The organism is Streptomyces sp. NPDC058758 (assembly GCF_042746075.1).
Classification (GTDB): Bacteria; Actinomycetota; Actinomycetes; order Streptomycetales; family Streptomycetaceae; genus Streptomyces.
This window is the reverse complement of record NZ_JBHYPS010000020.1, coordinates 108000-132772: the sequence shown is the minus strand read 5'-3', so window position 1 is coordinate 132772 and position 24773 is coordinate 108000. Positions and strand designations below refer to the sequence as shown.

The 24773-nt window shown below is 72.4% G+C and carries 16 protein-coding genes and 2 pseudogenes; 12 read left to right on the top strand and 6 right to left on the bottom strand.

From position 1 onward, the window contains the following. The first annotated feature begins 359 nt into the window (after positions 1 to 359). Positions 360 to 527, top strand: coding sequence for a hypothetical protein (locus ACFW6A_RS23140; protein WP_351854905.1), 168 nt, complete (start codon positions 360 to 362; stop codon positions 525 to 527). 7 nt (positions 528 to 534) lie between these two features. Then, a complete protein-coding gene (locus ACFW6A_RS23135) occupies positions 535 to 975 on the top strand; it encodes a transposase family protein (RefSeq protein WP_351854903.1) in 441 nt (146 codons plus the stop codon). A gap of 70 nt (positions 976 to 1045) precedes the next feature. On the opposite strand, the pseudogene ACFW6A_RS23130 reads toward ACFW6A_RS23135, so the two are convergent. Next, positions 1046 to 1357 (bottom strand): annotated as a pseudogene (locus ACFW6A_RS23130) (glycerophosphoryl diester phosphodiesterase membrane domain-containing protein); the annotation flags it as partial. A 1121-nt stretch (positions 1358 to 2478) separates the two neighbouring features. Here ACFW6A_RS23130 and mtrA point away from each other — a divergent pair. From mtrA to ACFW6A_RS23100, 6 genes and pseudogenes are all read left to right on the top strand, one after another. Beyond that, positions 2479 to 3156, top strand: coding sequence for a two-component system response regulator MtrA (mtrA, locus tag ACFW6A_RS23125; RefSeq protein WP_030498730.1), 678 nt, complete (start codon positions 2479 to 2481; stop codon positions 3154 to 3156). A 1-nt stretch (position 3157) separates the two neighbouring features. Next, positions 3158 to 5170: an MtrAB system histidine kinase MtrB gene (gene mtrB / locus ACFW6A_RS23120; RefSeq protein ID WP_351854900.1), complete on the top strand. Its 2013-nt coding sequence runs from the start codon at positions 3158 to 3160 to the stop codon at positions 5168 to 5170. Beyond that, positions 5160 to 7034: an LpqB family beta-propeller domain-containing protein gene (locus ACFW6A_RS23115; RefSeq protein ID WP_386642420.1), complete on the top strand. Its 1875-nt coding sequence runs from the start codon at positions 5160 to 5162 to the stop codon at positions 7032 to 7034. The genes mtrB and ACFW6A_RS23115 overlap by 11 nt, the downstream gene beginning before the upstream one ends. Before the next feature lie 211 nt (positions 7035 to 7245). Further along, entirely contained in the window at positions 7246 to 8073 is an 828-nt protein-coding gene (locus tag ACFW6A_RS23110) for a ComF family protein (RefSeq protein ID WP_351854897.1), read from the top strand. 293 nt (positions 8074 to 8366) lie between these two features. Then, positions 8367 to 9053 (top strand): ribosome hibernation-promoting factor, HPF/YfiA family, encoded by a 687-nt coding sequence (hpf, locus tag ACFW6A_RS23105; protein ID WP_386478218.1) that lies wholly within the window; start codon positions 8367 to 8369, stop codon positions 9051 to 9053. 404 nt (positions 9054 to 9457) lie between these two features. Then, positions 9458 to 10123, top strand: a pseudogene (locus ACFW6A_RS23100) (response regulator); the annotation flags it as partial. An 8-nt stretch (positions 10124 to 10131) separates the two neighbouring features. On the opposite strand, the gene ACFW6A_RS23095 reads toward ACFW6A_RS23100, so the two are convergent. Next, positions 10132 to 11334 (bottom strand): DNA glycosylase AlkZ-like family protein, encoded by a 1203-nt coding sequence (locus ACFW6A_RS23095; protein WP_351854895.1) that lies wholly within the window; start codon positions 11332 to 11334, stop codon positions 10132 to 10134. A 9-nt stretch (positions 11335 to 11343) separates the two neighbouring features. Continuing rightward, on the bottom strand, positions 11344 to 11988 hold the full coding sequence (locus ACFW6A_RS23090; protein ID WP_351854892.1) for a GNAT family N-acetyltransferase: 645 nt from the start codon (positions 11986 to 11988) through the stop codon (positions 11344 to 11346). Between the two features lie 241 nt (positions 11989 to 12229). Between ACFW6A_RS23090 and secA the strand changes: the two genes are divergently transcribed. Continuing rightward, positions 12230 to 15034 carry a preprotein translocase subunit SecA gene (secA, locus tag ACFW6A_RS23085; protein WP_351854890.1) on the top strand — a complete coding sequence of 935 codons (2805 nt, stop codon included), beginning with the start codon at positions 12230 to 12232 and terminating at the stop codon, positions 15032 to 15034. 53 nt (positions 15035 to 15087) lie between these two features. On the opposite strand, the gene ACFW6A_RS23080 is transcribed toward secA, so the two are convergent. Then, on the bottom strand, positions 15088 to 15603 hold the full coding sequence (locus tag ACFW6A_RS23080; RefSeq protein ID WP_351854888.1) for an Rv3235 family protein: 516 nt from the start codon (positions 15601 to 15603) through the stop codon (positions 15088 to 15090). Positions 15604 to 15823: 220 nt separating this feature from the next. On the opposite strand from ACFW6A_RS23080, the gene ACFW6A_RS23075 reads away from it, so the two are divergent. Continuing rightward, positions 15824 to 16330: a DUF6912 family protein gene (locus tag ACFW6A_RS23075; protein ID WP_351854886.1), complete on the top strand. Its 507-nt coding sequence runs from the start codon at positions 15824 to 15826 to the stop codon at positions 16328 to 16330. Between the two features lie 24 nt (positions 16331 to 16354). Continuing rightward, positions 16355 to 17017 (top strand): HAD hydrolase-like protein, encoded by a 663-nt coding sequence (locus ACFW6A_RS23070; RefSeq protein WP_351854884.1) that lies wholly within the window; start codon positions 16355 to 16357, stop codon positions 17015 to 17017. Positions 17018 to 17069: 52 nt separating this feature from the next. Here the strand turns inward: ACFW6A_RS23070 and ACFW6A_RS23065 are convergent, their stop codons facing one another. After that, entirely contained in the window at positions 17070 to 17624 is a 555-nt protein-coding gene (locus ACFW6A_RS23065) for a DJ-1/PfpI family protein (RefSeq protein WP_030498383.1), read from the bottom strand. Positions 17625 to 18051: 427 nt separating this feature from the next. Here ACFW6A_RS23065 and ACFW6A_RS23060 point away from each other — a divergent pair, with 427 nt between their 5' ends. Next, the gene (locus ACFW6A_RS23060) at positions 18052 to 23013 is read left to right on the top strand and encodes an NAD-glutamate dehydrogenase (protein WP_386642416.1); all 4962 of its coding nucleotides are present in this window, start codon (positions 18052 to 18054) and stop codon (positions 23011 to 23013) included. Between the two features lie 130 nt (positions 23014 to 23143). On the opposite strand, the gene ACFW6A_RS23055 is transcribed toward ACFW6A_RS23060, so the two are convergent. Next, positions 23144 to 24466: a glycosyltransferase 87 family protein gene (locus tag ACFW6A_RS23055; RefSeq protein WP_351854880.1), complete on the bottom strand. Its 1323-nt coding sequence runs from the start codon at positions 24464 to 24466 to the stop codon at positions 23144 to 23146. Positions 24467 to 24773: the final 307 nt, after the last annotated feature.

Sequence of the window (24773 nt, the reverse complement as noted above, 5' to 3'; positions counted from 1 at the left end):
GGGGGGACCCTGTGGGAGAGTAGGACACCGCCGAACAATCATTGTGGGAAAGCCCCGCACCCTTGTGGTGCGGGGCTTTCCTGCGTTCCAGGGCAATTACTGACGGTCGGCCTCACCAGGGCCGTCGTTCCTGGAGCCGGCTCGGAACACCGTCATGTGCGGGCCCCTTGAGGCCCCTCCAGCAGCCGATCCTGGATCTCGTCGTGTCAGTCGCTGGTGACAGGATCGAGAGGTGCTGATCAAGGGATACGACGACGGCCCGCTGGTACCCGGCGAGACATTGCTGGTCCAGCCGGGCTTTCGATCCTGAACGCTGGCCCGTGTTCAGGGTGCCGGTAGAAGACGGCCCCGGAGCCGTGGTGATCTACCGCAACCTGGATGGCGACTACGGAACCGACTACCTCCTCACCCATCCAGGCAGAAGCTACGTCGAGCGGATCGCCAGCTGGGACGGCGACTTCTCGGGCACGGGGCTGACCTGGGTCGAACTGATCCGGATCGCCGACAGTCCCTTGAGCGGCAGTTGAGAGACGGGTGGCTGGTGTGGTCACGGCGTCAGAGCCTTCCTGGGCAGCCCCGTCCTCCAGGCTGAGCCCTCGTGCTTTCGGGAAGCCGGTGACGGTTCTGCGGCGCGAGGGTGCGGACGCGGTTCGCAGAGGCCGGCCGTGGAGTCTTCCGCCGGAGGGCCGGACCCTGCTGGTGGTGGCGTACTGGCGCACGAACCTGACGAGGCGGCAGCTCGCTGCGCTGCTCGGGGTGTCGAAGTCGGCGGCGGACCGGTGGGAAAGGGGACAGCTCCCGGTTCCGGGGGCTCTGGGGGCGGGAAGCGGGAGCTGTCGGGGGTGGGTCAGTGCTCGGTGGGGGCGTGGGCGGGGGTGCCGGCGGCCTTGGCGAGTTCCAGGTCCAGGGCCTCGCGGCGGATGCGCTGGTCCACGTAGAGGAGGACGGTCACGCCGGCCGCGATCGGGTACGTGAGGGCGCCGCTGATGACGCCGCCGACGGCCATGACGATCAGATAGGTCCAGCTCAGCTCGAAGCCCGAGCCGGAGAGCTCGTCCACGCCGACGCCGTCCAGGGCGAACGCGATCGCGGTGAACGGGATCGCCAGGATCATCGTGAAGATCATGATGAGGAGCTGGGTCAGCACCGTGATGCCGAAGATCCGCCACCAGGCGCCCTTCACCAGCTTCGCCGAACGCTTCAGCGCCGCGACGATGCCCTGGCGCTCCAGCATCAGGGCCGGAGAGGCCAGGCTGAAACGGATCAGCAGCCAGACGATGACGACGAACGCCGCCGCGCCGCCGAGGAAGGCGAGCGTCGCGCCGCCGGCCCCGCCGAGCAGCAGGCCCGGAAGCATCGCCACGAAGGCGAGGACACCGGCGCCCAGCGGCAGGGCCAGGGAGAGGACCAGCAGCTGCGGCAGCCGCGGGCTCGCCTCCCGCCACGCCTCCGGGAGGGTCACCGGCCGGCCCAGGATCGCCCGGCTGACCACGATGGTGAGCAGGGCGCTGGTGAAGACCGAGGCGGCGACGGAGACCAGCATGGTCGGGGCCAGCTCGGTGAAGGAGGCCCGGAGATAGGCGGAGGCCGCCTCCAGCTGTTCCGCCGGGCTCGCGTCCGCGTGCAGGGCCGGCGGCTCCGTAGCGAGGTAACGCTGGACGAACGCGAGCGCGACCTGGGTCACCACGGCCACGGTGACCGTGACGGCCAGCACCGTCCGCCAGTAGCGGCGCAGGGTCGCGACCGAGGCGTCGAGGATCTCGCCGACGCCCAGCGGGCGGAGCGGGATCACGCCCGGCTTCGCGGCCGGAGGGGCGCCGTAGCCGTTCCGGCCGCGCTGCGGCGGCGGGGTCGCCCAGGCGCGGCCCGGGGCCGGCGGCCGGGCCGGGCCGCCGGGGGGCGGGGACCACTGGCCGGCGGGCGGCTGGTCCTTCGACCACTGGGGAGCGGAGCCGTTCGTCTCCGAGGGGGAGGACGGTCCGGGGATCGCGGGCCCGTCCTGGCCGTCGGAAGGGGCAGATCCGGGCGTGTTCCGGCCCGGAGTGTCGTTCACGGTCGTCCACCTCGAAGGATTGGGTCGCGGTGCCGGTCGGCGAACCGGCTCGGTCACGGCGGCCGTCCACGGTCGGGCGGCGGGCCGGCTGCCATCGTGCCACGGGGGACCCCGCCGTGACCCGGGACGGAACGGCTTCCCGCCCCCGCCCGCGGCCCGGAACCCCCGCCCGAGGGCGGGTTCCGGACCCGTCGGCGGCCGGTGGAGCCGTACCGGGGGAGGAAGCTCGTTCCGGAGCGTGGGCGTTCGGGGTCCGGCGGGGTACGGTTCTGGGCGACCGCGGGGGCACGGGGGGTGACAGTCGTTACTGGCGGCGCGGCGCGCGGACACGGGGAGTCAGGGGGCCGGTCCGAGGCGTTGTCGCAGGTCAGTGAGGTATCTCACCAGCCGCCTTGAGACTGATACGGAAATGGGATGATGTCGATATGAAGGGACGCGTTCTCGTCGTCGACGACGACACCGCACTGGCCGAGATGCTCGGGATCGTGCTCAAGGGTGAAGGGTTCGAGCCGTCGTTCGTCGCTGACGGCGACAAGGCTCTCGCCGCATTCCGGGAGGCCAAGCCGGACCTGGTGCTGCTGGACCTCATGCTGCCCGGAAGGGACGGCATCGAGGTGTGCCGGCTCATCAGGGCCGAGTCCGGCGTGCCCATCGTGATGCTGACGGCCAAGAGCGACACCGTCGACGTCGTCGTGGGCCTGGAGTCCGGGGCCGACGACTACATCGTCAAGCCGTTCAAGCCGAAGGAGCTCGTCGCCCGCATCCGGGCGCGGCTGCGGCGCTCCGAGGAGCCCGCGCCGGAGCAGCTCACCATCGGTGACCTCGTCATCGACGTGGCGGGGCACTCCGTGAAGCGGGACGGGCAGTCGATCGCGCTGACCCCCCTGGAGTTCGACCTGCTGGTCGCGCTCGCCCGCAAGCCGTGGCAGGTGTTCACGCGCGAGGTGCTCCTGGAACAGGTCTGGGGCTACCGGCACGCGGCCGACACCCGGCTGGTGAACGTGCACGTCCAGCGGCTGCGCTCGAAGGTCGAGAAGGACCCGGAGCGGCCGGAGATCGTGGTGACCGTCCGCGGGGTCGGCTACAAGGCGGGACCGAGCTGATATGAGCAAGGGCAGTGCTGCTCCGGAGTCCCCGGCCCCCGGGGGCCGTACGGGGCGGGCTGCCGGACCGGGACGGGGGGGCTCGCGTTCCGGCCGCCTGAGGCGCGGCGGACAACTCCTCCAGGACGGGACGCCGGGCGGACGGGTCTTCCGGATCGTCGCCCGGCTGGTGCGCAGGCCGCTGCTGCCCGCCGTACGGCTGTGGCGGCGGAACATCCAGCTGCGGGTCGTCGCCGGCACCCTCCTGATGTCCCTCGGCGTCGTGCTGCTGCTGGGCCTGGTCGTCATCGGGCAGGTCCGCAACGGCCTGCTCGACACCAAGGAGAAGGCCGCCCAGATCCAGGCCGCCGGCGGGTTCTCCGCCGCCCAGGACCGGGCGGCGACCACACCGTCCGTGCCCGGGCAGGAGGGGGTGCGGGCCGGATCCTCGGTGAACTGGCGCTCCACGCTCGTGGAGCAGCTCGCCAGCGGCGGCCAGAACGCGTTCAACGTGGTGGCGCTCTCGCTGGACTCCGGCGACACCGCGAGCCGCGGCGCCCGCGCCTCCGGCGAGGTCGACCCCGCGCGGTCCGTCCCCGCCGACCTGCGGCAGTCGGTGGCACGGGACAACGTGCCGTTCCAGAAGTTCGGGCGCATCCACTACACCAGCGACAAGCAGCCCGAGCCGGGACTCGTGATCGGCAAGCGGCTCAACGACGCCGAGGGCAAGCAGTACGAGCTGTACTACCTCTTCCCGCTCACCCAGGAGGAGGACTCCCTCACCCTGGTCAAGACGACCCTGGCCACCGCCGGACTCTTCGTGGTGGTCCTCCTCGGGGCCATCGCCTGGTTCGTGGTGCGGCAGGTCGTCACACCGGTGCGGATGGCCGCCGGGATCGCCGAACGGCTCTCCGCCGGCCGGCTCCAGGAACGGATGAAGGTCACCGGCGAGGACGACATCGCGCGCCTCGGCGAGGCCTTCAACAAGATGGCCTCCAACCTCCAGCTCAAGATCCAGCAGCTGGAGGAGCTGTCGAGGATGCAGCGGCGGTTCGTCTCCGACGTCTCGCACGAGCTGCGGACCCCGCTGACCACCGTGCGGATGGCCGCCGACGTCATCCACGAGGCCCGCGTCGACTTCGACCCCGTCACCGCGCGCTCCGCCGAACTCCTCGGCGACCAGCTCGACCGCTTCGAGTCGCTGCTCTCCGACCTCCTGGAGATCAGCCGCTTCGACGCGGGCGCCGCCGCCCTGGAGGCCGAACCGATCGACCTGCGGCAGGTGGTGCGCCGCGTCATCGGCGGCGCCGAGCCGCTCGCCGAACGCAAGGGCACCCGGATCGTCGTCGTCGGCGACGAGCAGCCGGTGGTGGCCGAGGCGGACGCCCGCCGGGTCGAGCGCGTGCTGCGCAACCTGGTCGTCAACGCCGTCGAGCACGGCGAGGGCCGGGACGTCGTGGTGAAGCTGGCCGCGGCCGGCGGCGCCGTCGCCGTCGCCGTACGCGACTACGGCGTCGGCCTGAAACCCGGCGAGGCCACCCGGGTCTTCAACCGCTTCTGGCGGGCGGACCCGGCACGCGCCCGCACCACCGGCGGCACGGGCCTCGGGCTGTCGATCGCCGTCGAGGACGCGCGGCTGCACGGCGGCTGGCTCCAGGCGTGGGGCGAGGCCGGCGGCGGCTCGCAGTTCCGGCTCACGCTGCCGCGCACCGCGGACGAGCCGCTGCGGGGCTCGCCGATACCCCTGGAACCCGAGGACTCCCGGCGCAACCGCGAGCAGGCCGCCGGGCGGGCACAGGAGACCGGCCGCACCGCCTCCGTACCGGCCCAGCCGGCCGGGGAGCGGCCCCCGCTGTCCCCGGTGCCGCCGCGGATCCCGGCGCCCCCGAGGGGGGCCGCCGTCGACCCGGCGGCGCTGCCCGGCAGCGGAGCCCGGGTGGTGGCGCGGACGACGGCGGACACGGAACGGGCACGGAGCACGGGCACGGGCACGGCGGGGAACGCGGAGCGGGAGGACGGCACAGGTGAGCGCTGACGCGCGGAAGCGGGCGGGGCGGGGCCGGGGCGGACGCACACTGGTGCTCGCCGCCTGCGGCGGACTGCTGGCGACGGGCTGCGCCACCATGCCGGACAGCGGCGACGTCCAGGCCGTACGCGGAGCCAACCCCGGCGACTCGCAGGTGCGGGTCTACGCGGTCGCCCCCCGGGAGAACGCCGACCCGGACGAGATCGTCGACGGCTTCCTGGAGGCCATGACGAGTGACGACCCCGGCTTCGCGACCGCGCGCAAGTACCTGACCCGGAACGCGGCCGAGACCTGGAAGCCGGAACAGAGCATCACCGTGCTCGCCACCGCCCCCGACCGCAAGGGCGCCAACCGCAACGCGGACCCCGAGAACCAGGGCCGCGACTACCCGATCTCCGGCCGGAAGATCGCGACCGTGGACGCCCGGCACGCGTACCAGCCCAACAGCCCGGTGGAGTACGCGCAGGCCATCCACGTCGTGCAGGAGACCGCGGCCAACGGCAAGGACAAGGAGTGGCGGATCGACGGCCTGCCGCCCGGCCTGGTGCTCGGCGAGGCCGACTTCCTCCGCAACTACCGCTCGGTCAACAAGTACTACTTCGCCTCCGGCCGGGACTGGCTGGTCGCCGACCCCGTCTACATCCGGCAGCGCCAGGACCCGGTCACCCGGATGGACCCGGTGACGCAGACCGTGAAGGCGCTCCTGGAGGGGCCGACGCACTGGCTGCGGCCGGCCGTCGACTCGCCCTTCCCGTCCGGGACGCGGCTGAAGAGCGGCGTCACCTCGCTGGCCACGGACGACCAGTCCACGCTCAAGGTGCCGCTCGACGTCCAGGCCGACCGGTTCGGCGGCGAGGCGTGCCGGCGGATGGCCGCCCAGCTGCTCGTCACGCTCGGCGACCTGCCCTCCGTACGGGTCGACCAGGTCGAGCTCCAGGACGGCGGGGGCAACGGCCTGTGCCGGCTCGGGAAGGGGCAGGCCGCCGAGTTCGAGGCGGTCAAGGACACGGGGCAGGCCGAGACGCCGTACTTCGTGGACGACGAGGGCCGCATGATGGCGCTCAAGCCCGGCGGGGACGACGTGGTCCAGCCCGCGGAACCGGTGCCGGGACTGCTGGGCAAGGGCGTGGTGCCGCTGGGCTCGGTCGCCGTGGCCCGCAGCGGCAGCCTGGCGGCGGGAATCTCCGAGGACGGCAGCGCGCTGTACGTCTCCTCGATCACGACCGACCAGGAACAGGCGCCGCCGGTCTTCAAGAGCGGCGCCGCCGTGACGGCGGCGCCGCGGGACCGGCTCTCCCGGCCCAGCTGGGACGGGCGGGGCGACCTGTGGGTCGCCGACCGGGCCAGGGGCCACCAGCGGCTGGTCGTCGTGCCCGACGGCACCGGCAAGTGGATCGAGGTCCGCACGCCGTGGCTGACGGAGGGCACCCGGGTCGAATCGCTGCGCGTCTCCGCGGACGGGGTGCGGATCGCGCTCCTCATCACCCGCGACGGGCGCACCACCCTCCAGATCGGCCGGATCGAGCGGCAGGACGGCGCGGACGAGCAGGTCGTGTCCGTGGTGGACCTCCAGCCCGCCGCGCCGCGCATGGAGTCGGTCTCGTCCGTCTCCTGGGCGGGGCCGAGCCGGCTCGTCGTCGTCGGCCGGGAGGCCGGCGGCGTGCAGCAGATCCGCTACCTCCAGACCGACGGCTCCACCTCCGCGAGCTCGGTGCTGCCCGGCCTCAACGGCGTCAGCGTCGTGGCCGCGCCGCACCACGAGACCGAGCCGCTGATCGCCGCCTCCGGCAACGACGGCATCGTGCGCCTCATGCCGGGGGCGAACTGGCAGCCGGTGGTGAAGGCGGGGACGGTACCGGTGTATCCCGGGTAGGGCGGATCGGTGGTCAGTGGCTGATGGCTGATGGCCGGTTGCCGCTTGCCGCTTGCCGGTTGGGCAGTTGAGCGGTGGAGCGGGTGCTCGCTTGGGTGGCTGAGGGCTGTCCCGGGGCCGGGCGGGGCCCGGGACCGCGCCTCTCCGGGTTGTCCACAGGGCGTTGTCCACAGGGGTGGCGGTGCCCCCGCGACCGGGGCAGAGTGAAGCCATGCGGGGCTGGTGGCGCGAGATCTCCGAGCTGGTGCTGCCGAGCGCCTGCGAGGGCTGCGGGGCGCCTCGTGCGGCGCTCTGCGCGGAGTGTGCGGGGGTGCTGGAGGGGGCCGGGGCGGGGGAGGGGGGAGGGGGCGGGCGGGTGCGCCCCCTGCCGGAGCCGGAGGGGCTGCCCGTGGTGCATGCCGCCGTGCCGTACGAGGGGGCCGTACGGGCGCTGCTGATCGCCCACAAGGAGCGCGGGGCGCTGGGGCTCGCGGCGCCCCTGGGAGCGGCGCTCGCCGGGGCCGTGGAGGCCGCGGTGGGGGCCGCGGACGGTGGGGGTGGGCCGGGGCGGCCGCTGTTGCTGGTGCCGGTGCCTTCCTCGCGGCGTTCGGTGCGGGCCCGCGGGCACGATCCGACGCGGCGGGTGGCGCTGGCCGCGGCCGCGCGGCTGCGGCGGGCGGGGCGGCCCGCGCGGGTGCTGCCGGTGCTGCGGCAGCGGCGGGCCGTGGCCGACCAGGCGGGACTGGGGGCGCGGGGGCGGCGGGCGAATCTGGCCGGGGCGCTGGAGGTGGTGCCGGGCGGCGTACGGCTCCTGGCTGCCGGGCGGGCGGTCCTGGTGGACGACCTGATGACCACCGGCGCGACGCTCGCGGAGGCGGCGCGCGCCCTCGGAGCCGTACACCCTCCGTTCACCCCCGCAACGGCGGAAGGACCCCGAGGGGATTTCGCGCAGCATGAATTCGAACAGCGGGTGGCGGCCGTGATCGCATCATCTCCCGCTTCGTTCGAATTAAACCGGAACTCGTCGGGAACTTGGATCGTTGCAGGTGGTGAGAGGTGAAAGCCTCCGAATGGAGGTAAGTCGCGGTAGCGGGTGCCGACACCCGTCCGAAGGGGCTATGTTCGGTTGTGAGGAAGGGTGAATGCCCGGCCTCACCGCATACATGGTTGCGCCTACAGGACAGGAGTTCAGGGCGAATTAACCTCTCGTCGATGGGGTTGTGATCTCGTCGGCTGGGGAGGAGGAGGTCGAAGTCGCCAAGTCCGAGCTCCGGTGAAACCGCCGGAGCTGGTGCAAAGGGAGATGCCCGTCGGCCTAGGAGCCTGGCGGGCGATCCGGGAACGGAGTTCTGCGTGGACATCGTCGTCAAGGGCCGCAAGACAGAGGTGCCCGAGCGGTTCCGCAAGCACGTGGCCGAGAAGCTGAAGCTGGAGAAGATCCAGAAGCTCGACGGCAAGGTGATCAGCCTCGACGTCGAGGTGTCCAAGGAGCCCAACCCGCGGCAGGCCGACCGGTCCGACCGCGTGGAGATCACCCTCCACTCCCGAGGCCCGGTCATCCGGGCGGAAGCGTCGGCCGGCGACCCGTACGCGGCCCTCGACCTGGCCAGCGACAAGCTGGAGGCCAGGCTCCGCAAGCAGCACGACAAGCGCTACACCCGCCGGGGCACCGGGCGGCTCTCCGCGGCGGAGGTCGCCGACGTCGTCCCCGGTGTCGCCCAGCTCAACGGTCAGGGCGAGCTCGTCGCCGACGAGGCCGGCGGCGAGGTGCCCACCAGGATGATGGGCTCGATCGAGGTCCAGGGCGAGGGTCCGCTGGTGGTGCGCGAGAAGACGCACCGGGCCGCCGCCATGGGACTCGACCAGGCCCTCTACGAGATGGAACTGGTCGGGCACGACTTCTACCTCTTCGTCGACGCCGAGACCAAGCAGCCGAGCGTCGTCTACCGGCGCCACGCCTACGACTACGGCGTCATCCACCTGGAGAACGACCCGCTCGCCGAGAACAGCGGCGGAGCGGGCGGCGCGCTCGGCGGCTGACCCGTCGAACGGCTGGCCGGCCGGTTCCGCCGGCCGGTTCCGGCCGGGCGGCCGACGAGGCGTCAGGGACCGGGCCGCGGCGGCCCGCTCTCGGCGCCGCGGCCGTTCCGCACCCTCCGCCCCACGTGTCCCCACGGTGCCCCTGGAGCGCCCTTCGCGCCCCCAGGGGCACCCCTGTGCGCCCACGGGGCCACCCCGGAACCGCCCGGGCATGAAATCATGGCGTGCACGCCAACCGGTGCTTCCCGGGCAGTGGTTGGGGGACCGGAAACGAATTCAGGCCACGGCCTTCAGGGGGAGGAACGATGGCAGACAGCTTCGGCCCGGTGCTCAGCGGGCGCGAGCGCGGTGTGCTCGCCCATGAGAACGCTCCGGAAGGGTCGGAATCGGCCAACGAGGTCTATCGCGGGGAGCCGATCCGGGTCCTCGTCGTGGACGACCACGCGCTTTTCCGGCGCGGGCTGGAGATCGTCCTCGCGCAGGAGGAGGACATCCAGGTCGTCGGCGAGGCGGGCGACGGGGCCGAGGCCGTCGACAAGGCGGCGGACCTGCTGCCCGACATCGTCCTGATGGACGTGCGGATGCCCCGGCGCGGCGGCATCGAGGCGTGCACCTCCATCAAGGAGGTCGCCCCCAGCGCGAAGATCATCATGCTGACGATCAGCGACGAGGAGGCCGACCTCTACGACGCGATCAAGGCGGGTGCGACCGGCTACCTCCTCAAGGAGATCTCCACCGACGAGGTCGCGACCGCGATCCGTGCCGTCGCCGACGGGCAGTCCCAGATCAGCCCCTCCATGGCGTCGAAGCTCCTCACCGAGTTCAAGTCGATGATCCAGCGGACCGACGAGCGCCGCCTCGTCCCCGCGCCCCGGCTCACCGACCGCGAGCTGGAGGTCCTCAAGCTCGTCGCCACCGGCATGAACAACCGGGACATCGCCAAGGAGCTCTTCATCTCCGAGAACACGGTGAAGAACCACGTCCGGAACATCCTGGAGAAGCTCCAGCTCCACTCCCGCATGGAGGCCGTGGTCTACGCGATGCGGGAGAAGATCCTGGAGATCCGCTGAAGGAGCCGTCACGCTTCCAGGGCCTTGAGGAGGGGCGGGGTGAGCTCCGGGGGGTCCAGGCGCTCGACGCGGACCGCGTCGCAGCCGACCCACTCGGCGGCTTCGCGGAGGGCCCGGGCGACGGCCGGGACGGCCTTGGGGCCCTCCAGGGAGACCTGCTTGGCGACCAGGGTGCGGCCCTCGCGGGCCGGGTCCACCCGGCCGACCAGGCGGCCGCCGGCGAGGACCGGCATCGCGAAGTAGCCGTGCACCCGCTTCGGCTTGGGCACGTACGCCTCCAGCCGGTGGGTGAAGCCGAAGATCCGCTCCGTGCGGGCCCGCTCCCAGATCAGCGAGTCGAAGGGGGAGAGGAGCGTCGTGCGGTGCCGGCCGCGCGGCTCCGTGGCCAGGGCCGCCGGGTCCGCCCAGGCCGGCTTCCCCCAGCCCGCCACCGTCACCGGCACCAGGCCCGAGTCCGCCACCACCGCGTCGAACTGCTCCCCCTTGAGCCGGTGGTAGTCGGCGATGTCCGCGCGCGTGCCGACGCCCAGCGCCTCGCCCGCCTGCCGCACGAGCCGCCGCACGCACTCGGCGTCGTCGAAGGAGTCGTGCCGCAGCGGCTCCGGGATCGCGCGCTCCGCCAGGTCGTACACGCGCTTCCAGCCGCGCCGCTCGGTGACGACGACCTCGCCGTACATCAGCGCCCGCTCGACGGCGATCTTCGTGTCGGACCAGTCCCACCACTCGCCCTTGTTCTTGGCGCCGCCCAGCTCGGTCGCGGTGCGCGGGCCCTCGGCCCGGAGCTGGTCGATCACCTTGGCGTAGGAGCCGCCGGACAGCTCGTGGTGCCACTGCGGGCGGGCGCGGTAGGCGCGGCGGCGGAAGGCGAACAGCGGCCATTCCTCGACGGGCAGGATGCAGGCGGCGTGCGACCAGTACTCGAAGGCGTGCCCGTCCGACCAGTAGGCCTCCTCGACGGCGGCCCGGCCGACCGCGCCGAGGCGGGCGTACGGGATCAGTTCGTGCGAGCGGGCCAGGACCGAGATGGTGTCCAGCTGGACCTGGCCGAGGTGACGGAGTACGCCGCGGACCCCGGCCCGGCGGTCGGGGGCGCCGAGGAAGCCCTGGGCGCGCAGGGCGATCCTGCGGGCCTCGGCGGCGGAGAGTTCGGTGACGGGCTTCGGAGCGGGCGTCGGGGCGGTCGGCGGAGCGGTCTTCGGCACGGTCGTCATGGGGAAACCCTAGGCCCCGGGACTGACAGCGCCGGGGCCTTCCGGGGCGGTCGGCCGGGGGTCCACGGAGGGCGGCGCCTCGCGCGGCGGGAGGTACGGGACGGGGCTCGGCAGGCCGAAGTCGGAGGGGAGCAGCGAGCCGGTCCAGGCGTCCCTGAGCGTGCCGTTGTGCAGCAGGCCGGCGCGCTGGACGCCCTCCATGGTGAAGCCGACCCGCTCGGCCACCGCGCGGGAGCCGGTGTTGCCGACCTCGGCGCGCCAGAGCAGGCGGACGCAGCCGAGGCCGGTGAAGGCCCAGTGGGCGGCGGTGCGCACCGTCTCCGTCATGTAGCCCCGGCCGCGGTGGCCGGGGGCCAGCCAGAAGCCGATCTCCCAGACGCCGGTGCCGTCGCCGCGCTGGTGCAGGCCGGTGGCGGCGAGCAGCGGGCCGCCGTCCAGGGGCTCGACGGCGAAGTTGTAGTCGGTGTCGTCGCGCCAGCCGTCCGGGACGATCCGGTTCAGGAAGAAGGAGGCGGCCTCGCGGGGGTACGGGTCCGGGACGGTCGTCCAGCGGCGGATGGCGGGGTCCTGGCAGTGGGCGTACACGACGTCCTCGTCCTCGGGGACGAAGCTGCGGAGCCGGAGGCGTTCGCTGGTGAGCGTGAGGGGATCCATGCCCGGATTGTGGGGACCCGGGCGGGCGGAAGCGAACACTTTTCGGAAGGCGCGGCACCTTCCGACCACCTCGTGCGTTCTCTCTTGTGGGCGGACGTGCGGCGGCGGCCCCGCGGGCCCTCCCTCCGTGAGGGTGGTCTCGCTTACGATGGCCGTTGCGGTGGGGACCACCTGCCGTGCCCGCGCTCGTGTCCGTGACAAGACCCAGTGCCAGGCCCGACCGGCAAGGAGACCAGCCTCAGTGTCCGTCTTCAACAAGCTCATGCGTGCAGGCGAAGGCAAGATCCTGCGCAAACTGCACCGCATCGCGGACCAGGTCAACTCCATCGAAGAGGACTTCGTCAACCTCTCCGACGCCGACCTGCGGGCCCTCACGGAGGAGTACAAGCAGCGGTACGCCGACGGCGAGAGCCTCGACGACCTGCTGCCGGAGGCCTTCGCGACCGTGCGCGAGGCCGCGAAGCGCGTCCTCGGCCAGCGTCACTACGACGTCCAGATCATGGGCGGCGCCGCGCTGCACCTCGGCTACGTCGCCGAGATGAAGACCGGTGAGGGCAAGACCCTCGTCGGCACCCTCCCGGCGTACCTGAACGCGCTGTCCGGCAAGGGCGTCCACCTGATCACGGTCAACGACTACCTGGCCGAGCGCGACTCCGAGATGATGGGCCGGGTCCACAAGTTCCTGGGCCTGACGGTCGGCTGCATCCTGGCCAACATGACGCCGGCGCAGCGCCGCGAGCAGTACGCCTGCGACATCACGTACGGCACGAACAACGAGTTCGGCTTCGACTACCTGCGCGACAACATGGCCTGGTCGAAGGACGAGCTGGTCCAGCGCGGCCACAACTACGCGTGCGTCGACGAGGTCGACTCGATCCTCGTCGACGAGGCCCGTACGCCGCTGATCATCTCCGGCCCCGCCGACCAGGCCACCAAGTGGTACGGCGACTTCGCGAAGCTGGTCACCCGTCTGAGCAAGGGCGAGCCCGGCAACCCGCTGAAGGGCATCGAGGAGACCGGCGACTACGAGGTCGACGAGAAGAAGCGCACGGTCGCCATCCACGAGGCCGGCGTCGCCAAGGTCGAGGACTGGCTGGGCATCGACAACCTCTACGAGTCGGTCAACACCCCGCTCGTCGGCTACCTGAACAACGCCATCAAGGCGAAGGAACTGTTCAAGAAGGACAAGGACTACGTCGTCATCGACGGCGAGGTCATGATCGTCGACGAGCACACCGGCCGCATCCTCGCCGGCCGCCGCTACAACGAGGGCATGCACCAGGCCATCGAGGCCAAGGAGGGCGTGCCGATCAAGGACGAGAACCAGACGCTCGCCACGATCACCCTCCAGAACTTCTTCCGCCTCTACGACAAGCTGTCCGGCATGACCGGTACGGCGATGACCGAGGCGGCCGAGTTCCACCAGATCTACAAGCTCGGCGTCGTCCCGATCCCGACGAACCGGCCGATGCAGCGCACCGACCAGTCCGACCTGATCTACCGGACCGAGGTCGCGAAGTTCGCCGCGGTCGTCGACGACATCGTCGAGAAGCACGAGAAGGGCCAGCCGGTCCTCGTCGGCACCACCTCCGTCGAGAAGTCCGAGTACCTCTCGCAGCAGCTCTCCAAGCGCGGTGTCCCGCACGAGGTGCTGAACGCCAAGCACCACGAGCGCGAGGCCAGCATCGTCGCCCAGGCCGGCCGCCGCGGCGCCGTCACGGTCGCCACGAACATGGCGGGCCGCGGCACCGACATCAAGCTCGGCGGCAACCCGGACGACCTCGCCGAGGCGGAGCTGCGCCAGGCGGGTCTCGACCCGGTCGAGCACGTCGAGGAGTGGGCCGCGGCCCTGCCTGGTGCCCTGGAGCGCGCCGAGAAGGCCGTGAAGGCGGAGTTCGAGGAGGTCAAGGAGCTCGGCGGGCTGTACGTGCTGGGCACCGAGCGCCACGAGTCGCGCCGCATCGACAACCAGCTGCGCGGTCGTTCCGGCCGTCAGGGCGACCCGGGCGAGTCCCGCTTCTACCTGTCGCTCGGCGACGACCTGATGCGGCTCTTCAAGGCGCAGATGGTCGAGCGGGTCATGGCCATGGCCAACGTGCCGGACGACGTGCCGATCGAGAACAAGATGGTCACCCGGGCCATCGCCTCCGCGCAGTCGCAGGTCGAGACCCAGAACTTCGAGACCCGCAAGAACGTCCTGAAGTACGACGAGGTGCTGAACCGGCAGCGCGAGGTCATCTACGGCGAGCGGCGGCGCGTCCTGGAGGGCGAGGACCTGCAGGAGCAGATCCAGCACTTCATGGACGACACCATCGACGACTACATCCGCCAGGAGACCGCCGAGGGCTTCGCCGAGGAGTGGGACCTGGACCGGCTGTGGGGCGCCTTCAGGCAGCTCTACCCGGTGAAGGTCACCGTCGAGGAGCTGGAGGACGCGGCGGGCGACCGCGCGGGCATCACCGCGGAGTTCATCGCCGAGTCCATCAAGAACGACATCCACGAGCAGTACGAGGCGCGCGAGGCGCAGCTCGGCTCGGAGATCATGCGTGAGCTGGAGCGCCGGGTCGTGCTCTCGGTCCTCGACCGCAAGTGGCGCGAGCACCTCTACGAGATGGACTACCTCCAGGAGGGCATCGGTCTGCGCGCCATGGCGCAGAAGGACCCGCTGGTCGAGTACCAGCGCGAGGGCTTCGACATGTTCACCGCGATGATGGAGGGCATCAAGGAGGAGTCCGTCGGCTACCTGTTCAACCTGGAGGTCCAGGTCGAGCAGCAGGTCGAGGAGGTTCCGGTGCAGGCCGGCGCGCCGTCCCTGGACAAGGGCGAGGCGGTGGCGGCGGGCGGCCGTCCGGAGATCCGCGCGAAGGGGCTCGAGGCCCCGCAGCGGCCGGACCGGCTGCACTTCTCCGCGCCGTCGGTGGACGGCGACGGCGGTGTCGTCGAGGGCGACTTCGCCTCGGACGGTGACGAGGCGGGTGACGGGCTGACGCGGGCGGAGCGCCGCAAGGCGCAGAAGAACGCGGGCGGGCGCCGCCGCAAGAAGTGATCGCCTGAACCGTGGCCAGGGGCCCTGCCGGATCCGTCCGGCGGGGCCCTTCGTCATGGCCGGGGGCCGCCGTCGACGAGCCGGCCGAGGCCGTCGAGCTCGACGGCGGCGCACCGCCAGCGGTGGTCGTGGCCCCGTTCCAGGCGGAACGCGAGGGCGCGGACGCGGGGGCCGGCGGCGAGCGAGGCGAAGACCTCCAGGACGGTGTCGCCGGAGTGCGGCTGCGCGGCGCACCGGCGGAGCACCGGGCGGGGCCCGGGGCCCCGGGCGGCCGTCCTCGGGGCGAGGCGGACCAGCTGGTCGTACGCGTCCCCGACGGTCAGGCCGAGCATCGAGTGGACCGGCCGTTCCCCGCTGAGCACGGAGAGCAGCCGCTCGGCGAAGGCGGTGTGGACGGGGAGGGTGCGGCGGGCGGGGGAGGGGGTCCGCGGCGGTCCCGCGGGGCGGGGGTGGCCTCCGCGGCGCCCGAGGCGGGCGGCGGGGACGGTCGCGGCGGGGACGGTCGAGGCAGTGGCAGTGGCAGTGGCGGCGGCGGTGGGTCGGCAGGTGGCCGGCGTGGAGTGGGGCATGGGGGGATCCCTCCGGTGCGTGACCGTGTGGTACCGGTCGGTAACTTTCCGTGGGGATCTTGTACGGGGCCGGGAGCGGCGGGCGCAAGGGTCGGCGCGGGGCGGGCGGACACGCTGAGTGATTCACCTATCCGGGGGACGGGGGACCCCGGGCGGGCATCCCCCGGCGGCGGGGCCGGACGTATCCTGAGGGCGTTTCCGACTACGAAAGCGGCCAGTCATGCGCGTGTACGTTCCTCTGACCCTCCCCGGTCTCGCACAGGCGCACAAGGCGGGGGAGCTGGGCCCCGGGCCGCTGACCGCCTACGCCGTCACGCCCGCGCTGCGCGAGTGGTACGTCTCCGACGACATCGAGGAGCTGGAGTACGCGGCGCTCAGCCGGGCCGCCGCCGCCTCGCTGCGGCTCGTCGCGGGCGACCCCGAGGCGCCCCGCCGCCGGGTGGTCGTCGCCGTCGACGTCGCCGACAAGGACGCCGTCGCCGACCCGGACCGGGGGCTCGACGCCGGCGCGATCGGCGAGGTGCGGATCGCCGGGGCCGTGGCCCTGGCCAAGGCCGCCGCCGTGCACGCCGACGCCGACGACGCCGAGGCGGACGTCACCGCCGCGGCCGCCGCGCTCGGCGCCGCCGACCAGGGCGACGACGACGCGCAGTTCGTCGTGGACGGCGCCGAGGACCACGAGCTGCTCTGGTTCGGGATCCAGGAGATCCCCTCCCTCCTCGGCTGAACCGGCGGCCTGTACCGTCGGTCCATGGGGAAGCAGCACATGAAGAAGCACCTGGTCTGGGACTGGAACGGCACCCTGCTGGACGACATCGCCGCCGTCATCGGGGCCACCAACGCGGCTTTCGCCGAACTCGGCCTCGAACAGCTCACGCTGGAGCGGTACCGCGACCTGTACACCGTCCCGGTGCCGAAGTTCTACGAGCGGCTGATGGGCCGGCTGCCCACCGACGCCGAGTGGACCCTGATGGACGGGACCTTCCACCGGTACTACTGGGAGCGCGCGGAGGCCTGCGGGCTGACCGCGGGCGCCGCCGAGCTGCTGGCCGCCCGGCAGGCCGCCGGGGCCACCCAGTCGCTGCTCTCCCTGGCGCCGCACGCCGACCTCCTGCCGCTGGTGCGGAGGCACGGCATCGCGGAGCGGTTCGTACGGGTCGACGGGCGCCCCGACAGCTCCACGGACGGGAAGTCCGGGCACATGGTGCGGCACCTGCGGGCGCTGGCCGTGCCGGCCGAGCGGATCGTCGTCATCGGGGACGCCGCGGACGACGCGGTGGCCGCGGCGCACGTGGGGGCGAAGGCCGTGCTGTTCACCGGCGGCTCGCACAGCCGGGCCTCGCTGGAGCGGGTCGGGGTGCCCGTCGTGGACACCCTGGAGGAGGCCGTCTCGGTCGCGGAGGAGCTGGTCTGACCGCCGGGGGCGGGGCCGGGGTGCGGGGCCGCCCGGGCGGCCCCGCCGGGCGTCAGCCCTTCGCGCGCAGCACCTTCAGGAACTCGCGCATCCACGTCGGGTGGTCCGGCCAGGCCCGCGAGGAGACCAGCAGGCCGTCGACGACCGCCGCCGTGTCCTGGAAGTCGGCGCCAGCGGCCTGCATGTCGAGCTCCAGGGCCGGATAGGCGGTCACCCGGCGGCCCTCCAGGCCGCCGACCGCGGCCGTGAGCAGCGGGCCGTGACAGATCTGCGCCACCGGCTTGTCCGCGTCGAAGAACGCCTTGAGGATCTTGCGGAGCTCCGGGTCGTTGCGCAGGTACTCGGGGGCCCGGCCGCCCGGGATCACCACGGCCGCGTAGTCGCCCGGGTCGACCTCGGAGAAGGCCAGGTCGGCGGGCCAGGTGTAGCCGGGCTTCTCCGTGTACGTGTCGTAGCCGGGCTCGAAGTCGTGGACCACGAACCGGAGCTGCTTGCGGGCCGGGGCCGCGATGTCGACCTCGTACCCCTCTTCGAGCAGACGCTGGTACGGGTACAACACCTCCAGGGACTCCGCCGCGTCCCCCGTCACGATCAAGATCTTCGCCATGGCTCTCCCGGTTCCAGGGATGGTGGGTCCGTCGTCGTGCACGCGTCCACGCTGCACCGTTCCGCGCGATCCGCCAAGAGTGCATGTGTCGCTGTCCAGAACGTCAAACTTCCCACCCCGCTTTTGTACACATACGGCTCATGACGGGGCAGGGGGCATGAGCGATAGGCTTTTCCCGTGATCAGCGCGATACGCCGCGGGGGCAGTGCGGCCCCCGGCTGCCGCCCGGTCCGCTCACGCGGCCGGGTCGACCGTGCGTTCGCCGATCCCCTCCGTCCGGAAACCCCGCCCTCCGTGGCCGGTTTCGATCCGGGCATCTCTCATCAGGGCATAACGTCGCCTTCGACCGGAATCACCGCGTCGAGGCGTTGTGCCCTTTCTTTCTTCCACCGACGTCACGCAACGGCGCGCGACAGGAGCAGAGGACATGCAGACCAAGCTGGACGAAGCAAAGGCCGAGCTGCTCGAAAGGGCCGCCCGCGTAGCTGAGCACAGCCCGGTCGGGGGGCGACTTCCGGCGGGGCCGGAGGGCGAGCGCCCGAACCGGGACACCGTGCTCGACTACCTCCAGCGCTACTACCTGCACACCGCCCCCGAGGACCTGTCCGACCGCGACCCGGACGACGTCTTCGGTGCCGCGCTCTCCCACTACCGGCTCGCGGAGAACCGCCCCCAGGGCACCGCGAACGTCCGCGTGCACACCCCGACGGTCGAGGAGAACGGCTGGACCAGCAGCCACTCCGTCGTCGAGGTCGTCACCGACGACATGCCGTTCCTCGTCGACTCCGTCACCAACGAGCTGTCCCGCCAGGGCCGCGGCATCCACGTCGTGATCCACCCGCAGGTCCTCGTCCGCCGCGACATCACCGGCAAGCTCATCGAGGTCCTGTCGACCCAGATCCACGGCGAGCTGCCGCACGACGCGCTCGCCGAGTCCTGGATCCACGTCGAGATCGACCGCGAGACCGACCGGGCCGACCTCAAGCAGATCACCGCCGACCTGCTCCGCGTCCTGTCCGACGTCCGCGAGACCGTCGAGGACTGGGAGAAGATGCGCGACGCCGCGCTGCGCATCGCCGACGGCCTGGCCGGCGAGCCCACCGCCTCCGACCTGCGGCCCACCGAGGTCGAGGAGGCCCAGGAGCTGCTGCGCTGGCTCGCCGACGACCACTTCACCTTCCTCGGCTACCGCGAGTACGAGCTCGTCGACGGCGACGCGCTCGCCGCCGTCCCCGGCACCGGCCTCGGCATCCTGCGCTCCGACCCGCACCACAGCGGCGACGACGAGGGCCACCACGCCCACCCGGTCTCCCCGTCCTTCAGCCGGCTGCCCGCCGACGCCCGCGCCAAGGCCCGCGAGCACAAGCTGCTCATCCTGACGAAGGCCAACAGCCGCGCGACCGTGCACCGCCCCTCGTACCTCGACTACGTCGGCGTGAAGAAGTTCGACGCCGACGGCAACGTCATCGGCGAGCGCCGCTTCCTCGGCCTCTTCTCGTCCGCCGCGTACACCGAGTCCGTGCGCCGCGTCCCCGTCGTCAAGCGCAAGGTCCAGGAGGTCCTGGCCGGCGCCGGCTTCTCCCCCAACAGCCACGACGGCCGCGACCTGCTCCAGATCCTGGAGACCTACCCGCGCGACGAGCTGTTCCAGACCCCGGTCGACCAGCTCCGGTCCATCGTCACCAGCGTCCTGTACCTCCAGGAGCGCCGCCGGCTGCGGCTCTACCTGCGCCAGGACGAGTACGGCCGCTACTACTCGGCCCTCGTCTACCTGCCGCGCGACCGCTACACCACCCGCGTCCGGCTGCGGATCATCGACATCCTCAAGGAGGAGCTGAACGGCACCTCCGTCGACTTCACCGCCTGGAACACCGAGTCGATCCTCTCCCGGCTCCACTTCGTCATCCGCGTCGAGCCCGGCACCGTCCTCGCCGCCCTCACCGACGCCGACGTGGACCGCATCGAGGCCCGGCTCGTCGAGGCCGCCCGCTCCTGGGCCGACGGCTTCGGCGAGGCCCTCAACGCCGAGTTCGGCGAGGAGCGCGCCGCCGAGCTGCTGCGCCGCTACGGCAACGCCTTCTCCGAGGGCTACAAGGCCGACCACTCGCCGCGCGCCGCCGTCGCCGACCTGGTCCGCATGGAGGCCCTCGCCGCCAGCGGCAAGGACTTCGCGCTCTCCCTCTACGAGCCCGTCGCCGCCGGCCCCGGCGAGCGCCGCTTCAAGATCTACAAGACCGGCGAGCCGGTCTCCCTCTCCGCCGTCCTGCCGGTCCTCAACCGCCTCGGCGTCGAGGTCACCGACGAGCGCCCGTACGAGCTCCGCTGCGCCGACCGCACCCACGCCTGGATCTACGACTTCGGCCTGCGGATGCCCGCGCCCACCGGCAACGGCGGCGACTACGTCGGCGACGACGCCCGCGAGCGCTTCCAGGAGGCCTTCGCCGCCACCTGGACCGGCGAGGCCGAGAACGACAACTTCAACTCCCTCGTCCTGTCCGCCGGGCTCACCTGGCGCGAGGCGATGGTGCTGCGCGCCTACGCCAAGTACCTGCGCCAGGCCGGTTCGACGTTCAGCCAGGACTACATGGAGGACACCCTCCGCAACAACGTCCACACCACCCGGCTGCTCGTCTCCCTCTTCGAGGCCCGGATGGCGCCGGAGCGCCAGCGCGCCGGCACCGAGCTGACCGACGGCATCCTGGAGGAGCTGGACGGCGCCCTCGACCAGGTCGCGAGCCTGGACGAGGACCGGATCCTGCGGTCCTTCCTCACCGTCATCAAGGCCACCCTGCGGACCAACTTCTTCCAGAAGGCGGCCGACGGCGCCCCGCACGCGTACGTCTCCATGAAGTTCGACCCGCAGGCCATCCCCGACCTGCCGGCCCCGCGGCCCGCCTTCGAGATCTGGGTGTACTCGCCCCGCGTCGAGGGCGTCCACCTGCGCTTCGGCAAGGTCGCCCGAGGCGGCCTGCGCTGGTCCGACCGCCGCGAGGACTTCCGCACCGAGATCCTCGGCCTGGTCAAGGCGCAGATGGTGAAGAACACCGTCATCGTGCCCGTCGGCGCCAAGGGCGGCTTCGTCGCCAAGCAGCTCCCGGACCCCGCCGTGGACCGCGACGCCTGGCTGGCCGAGGGCATCGCCTCGTACAAGACCTTCATCTCGGCGCTGCTCGACATCACCGACAACCTGGTGGCCGGCGAGGTCGTGCCCCCGGTCGACGTGGTCCGCCACGACGAGGACGACACCTACCTCGTCGTCGCCGCCGACAAGGGCACCGCCACCTTCTCCGACATCGCCAACGGCGTCGCGGAGGACTACGGCTTCTGGCTCGGCGACGCCTTCGCCTCCGGCGGCTCCGCCGGCTACGACCACAAGGGCATGGGCATCACCGCCCGCGGCGCCTGGGAGTCCGTCAAGCGGCACTTCCGCGAGCTGGGCCACGACACCCAGACCGAGGACTTCACCGTCGTCGGCGTCGGCGACATGTCCGGCGACGTCTTCGGCAACGGCATGCTGCTCTCCGAGCACATCCGCCTGGTGGCCGCCTTCGACCACCGCCACATCTTCATCGACCCCACCCCGGACGCGGCCACCTCGTACGCCGAGCGCCGCCGCCTCTTCGACCTTCCCCGCTCCTCCTGGGCCGACTACGACACCTCGCTGCTGTCCGCGGGCGGCGGCGTCCACCCGCGCACGGCCAAGTCGATCCCGGTCAACGCCCACATGCGGGCCGCGCTCGGCATCGAGGAGGGCGTCACCAAGCTCACCCCGGCCGAGCTGATGAAGTCGATCCTCCAGGCCCCCGTGGACCTGCTGTGGAACGGCGGCATCGGCACGTACGTGAAGTCCTCGGCCGAGTCCAACGCCGAGGTCGGCGACAAGGCCAACGACGCCATCCGCGTCGACGGCCAGGACGTCCGCGCCAAGGTCGTCGGCGAGGGCGGCAACCTCGGCGCCACCCAGCTCGGCCGCATCGAGTTCGCCCGCAGCGGCGGACCCGGGCGCGAGGGCGGCAAGATCAACACCGACGCCATCGACAACAGCGCCGGCGTCGACACCTCCGACCACGAGGTCAACATCAAGATCCTGCTCAACGGGCTCGTCGCCGAGGGCGACATGACCGTCAAGCAGCGCAACAGGATCCTCGCCGAGATGACCGACGAGGTCGGCCGGCTCGTGCTGCGCAACAACTACGCGCAGAACACCGCCCTCGCCAACGCCGTCGCCCAGTCGCCGTCCCTGCTCCACGCCCACCAGCGCTTCATGCGCCGCCTGGGCCGCGACGGGGCGCTCGACCGCTCGCTGGAGTTCCTGCCCAACGACCGGCAGATCCGCGAGCTGCTCAACAACGAGAAGGGCCTCAGCCAGCCCGAACTCGCCGTCCTCCTCGCGTACACCAAGATCACGGTGGCCGACGAGCTGATCGGCACCGAGCTGCCCGACGACCCGTACCTGGCCGGCCTGCTCCACGCCTACTTCCCGACGCTGCTGCGCGAGAAGTTCGGCGAGGCCGTCGACAACCACGCGCTGCGCCGCGAGATCATCACGACCGTCCTGGTCAACGACACCGTCAACACCGGCGGCTCGACCTTCCTGCACCGCCTCCGCGAGGAGACCGGCGCGTCCCTGGAGGAGATCGTCCGCGCCCAGACCGCGGCCCGGACCATCTTCCGGCTCGGCGAGGTCTGGGACGCCGTCGAGGCCCTCGACAACCGGGTCCCGGCCGAGGTCCAGACCCGGATGCGGCTGCACTCCCGCCGACTCGTCGAGCGCGGCACCCGCTGGCTGCTCAACAACCGGCCGCAGCCGCTCGCGATCGGCGAGACCATCGACTTCTTCGCCGAGCGGGTCGAGCAGGTCTGGGAGCGGCTGCCCGAGCTGCTGCGCGGCTCGGACGCGGAGTGGTACCGCTCGATCCTCGACGAGCTGACCGGCTTCGGCGTCCCCGAGGAGCTGGCCGTGCGCGTCGCGGGCTTCTCGTCCGCCTTCCCGACGCTCGACATCGTCGCGATCGCCGACCGCACGCAGAAGGACCCGCTGGCCGTCGCCGAGGTCTACTACGACCTGGCCGACCGCCTGCGGATCACCGACCTGATGGACCGGATCATCGAGCTGCCGCGGGCCGACCGCTGGCAGTCCATGGCCCGCGCCTCCATCCGCGAGGACCTCTTCGCCGCCCACGCGGCGCTCACCTCCGACGTCCTGGCCGCCGGCAACGGCACCTCGACGCCCGAGGAGCGCTTCAAGGCGTGGGAGGAGAAGAACGCGGCGATCCTGGGCCGTGCCCACACGACCCTGGAGGAGATCCAGGGCTCGGACACCTTCGACCTGGCCAACCTGTCGGTGGCCATGCGGACGATGCGGACGCTGCTGCGCACGCACAGCTAGCCGAGGGAGAACCGGAGGGCCCCGCAGGACGCGTCCGCGTCCGGCGGGGCCCTCCGGCCGTTCCGGGGCAGTGGGGGCTGCGCGGGCCGTGGGGACGTGGGGCCCGTGCGGGCTGCGCGGGCCGTGGGGGCTATGAGGGGGGCTGTTCCTGTACGGGGGTGACCGTGGCCCGCCACAGGCGGTGGGCGGCGACGACGGCCGCGGCGAGCAGCAGGGCGTTGCGGAGGACCATCACCGTCAGGCCGGCGGGGGCGCCGGCGACGACCTCCGCGTACAGGACGGGGTACGCGAGGGAGCTGAGCGCCGCCGCGGGGAGCAGGAGCAGCGCCACCGGGCGCATCACCGTGCGCCGGGAGGTCAGGCAGACGGCGGCGAGGCCGAGGAGCCAGACCAGGTACTGGGGGCTGATCACCCGGCTCGTGACGGTGAGGAGCAGGACGGCGGCGAGGGCGGCGTCGAACGGGGTGGCCTCGGTCCAGCGGACGGCCCGGAGCCGCCACAGCACCAGCCAGAGGAGGGCGGCGACGGTCAGCAGCAGGAACAGGTGGCCGAGGGTGGAGACGTACGGCCCGACGTACTCGTACGCGCCGTAGCGGATCTCCGCCGTTCCCGGCCACAGGCCGGCCGCGCGGCCCAGGGCGAGCGCGGTGCCGCCCAGCGACTCGACCTGGACGCCCCGGGCGCCCTGCCCGCGCAGGAAGCCGAGCGAGCCGGAGAAGAAGAGCGCCAGTACGGCGAGGAGGGTGGCGGCGGTGACCGCCGCGGCCGTCCACGCCTCCCGGGTGGTGCGCCCCCGGGGCGTGCCGATCAGGGCGAGCGCCGGCCACACCTTGACCAGCGCGCCGAGTCCGGCGAGCGCGCCGCCGAGCCGGTGGGCGGCGGGGGAGCGGCCCTTGAACAGCAGCAGGGCGAGGACGGCGAGGGCGGTGGCCTGGACGTCGTACCGGGCGAGCGGCAGGTGCAGGAGGAGCGGCAGGGCGCAGACCCAGTACCAGGCGCCGTGGGTGAGCCGGGAGCGGTCGGCGACGGCCAGGCCGAGGGTGACGGCGGCGTCGGCGAGGAGGGTCAGGACGACGAACGCCTGGGTGTAGCCGAGCCAGGGCATCAGCAGCCCCGGGGCCATGATCACCAGCCCGGCGCCGGGCGGGTACTGCCAGGTCGGGTCCGAGGGCGGGAAGGTGCCGTCGGCGAACAGGCCGTACCAGTGGCGGTAGAGGAGCTGCACCTCGTGGCCGACCCCGCCGATGCCGAGGCTGTCGCTCGCGAGCAGGGCCAGCATGCCGACGCGGGTGACCAGCCAGACGGCGGCGAGCGCGAGGGCCGGGCCGCGGCCGACGGTGACGAAGGTGGCGGACGTGAAGGTGTCCGACTCGAAGGGCGAGCGGGTGAGGGAGGGGGGTGCGGGGGCGCGGGGACCGGAGGCGCGGGAGCGGGGGCGATCGGGCGTCGTCACGCTCCGACCTTAGGTCCGGTATGGGAGATATGCCCTATGCGGAGGGCGGGGGGACGCCCGTCTTGGTGAACTCCTTGGGGGGTGGGGTGGGGTGGGCGGACGGACCCGGGGCTGGTGTCGGGTTCAGGTTCGGGCCTGGGCCCGGGGCCAGGACTTGGGCCGGGGTCGAGGTCGAGGCGAGGTGAGGCCCGGGGACGGGTCGGGTCTGGGCCAGGGTCGGGCTCGGGGGCGAGTCCGAGCCAGGGTCGGGTCTGGGCCGGGGACAGACGTGGGTCGGGGCGGGCGTGGGTCCGATTCTGGGCTTGGG

Coding starts and splice junctions, on each gene's coding strand:
- mtrA (WP_030498730.1), top strand. CDS start 2,479: ATGAAGGGACGCGTTCTCGTCGTCGACGACGACACCGCACTGGCCGAG.
- mtrB (WP_351854900.1), top strand. CDS start 3,158: ATGAGCAAGGGCAGTGCTGCTCCGGAGTCCCCGGCCCCCGGGGGCCGT.
- ACFW6A_RS23110 (WP_351854897.1), top strand. CDS start 7,246: ATGCGGGGCTGGTGGCGCGAGATCTCCGAGCTGGTGCTGCCGAGCGCC.
- ACFW6A_RS23095 (WP_351854895.1), bottom strand. CDS start 11,334: ATGACGACCGTGCCGAAGACCGCTCCGCCGACCGCCCCGACGCCCGCT.
- ACFW6A_RS23090 (WP_351854892.1), bottom strand. CDS start 11,988: ATGGATCCCCTCACGCTCACCAGCGAACGCCTCCGGCTCCGCAGCTTC.
- ACFW6A_RS23080 (WP_351854888.1), bottom strand. CDS start 15,603: ATGCCCCACTCCACGCCGGCCACCTGCCGACCCACCGCCGCCGCCACT.
- ACFW6A_RS23075 (WP_351854886.1), top strand. CDS start 15,824: ATGCGCGTGTACGTTCCTCTGACCCTCCCCGGTCTCGCACAGGCGCAC.
- ACFW6A_RS23070 (WP_351854884.1), top strand. CDS start 16,355: ATGGGGAAGCAGCACATGAAGAAGCACCTGGTCTGGGACTGGAACGGC.
- ACFW6A_RS23065 (WP_030498383.1), bottom strand. CDS start 17,624: ATGGCGAAGATCTTGATCGTGACGGGGGACGCGGCGGAGTCCCTGGAG.
- ACFW6A_RS23060 (WP_386642416.1), top strand. CDS start 18,052: ATGCAGACCAAGCTGGACGAAGCAAAGGCCGAGCTGCTCGAAAGGGCC.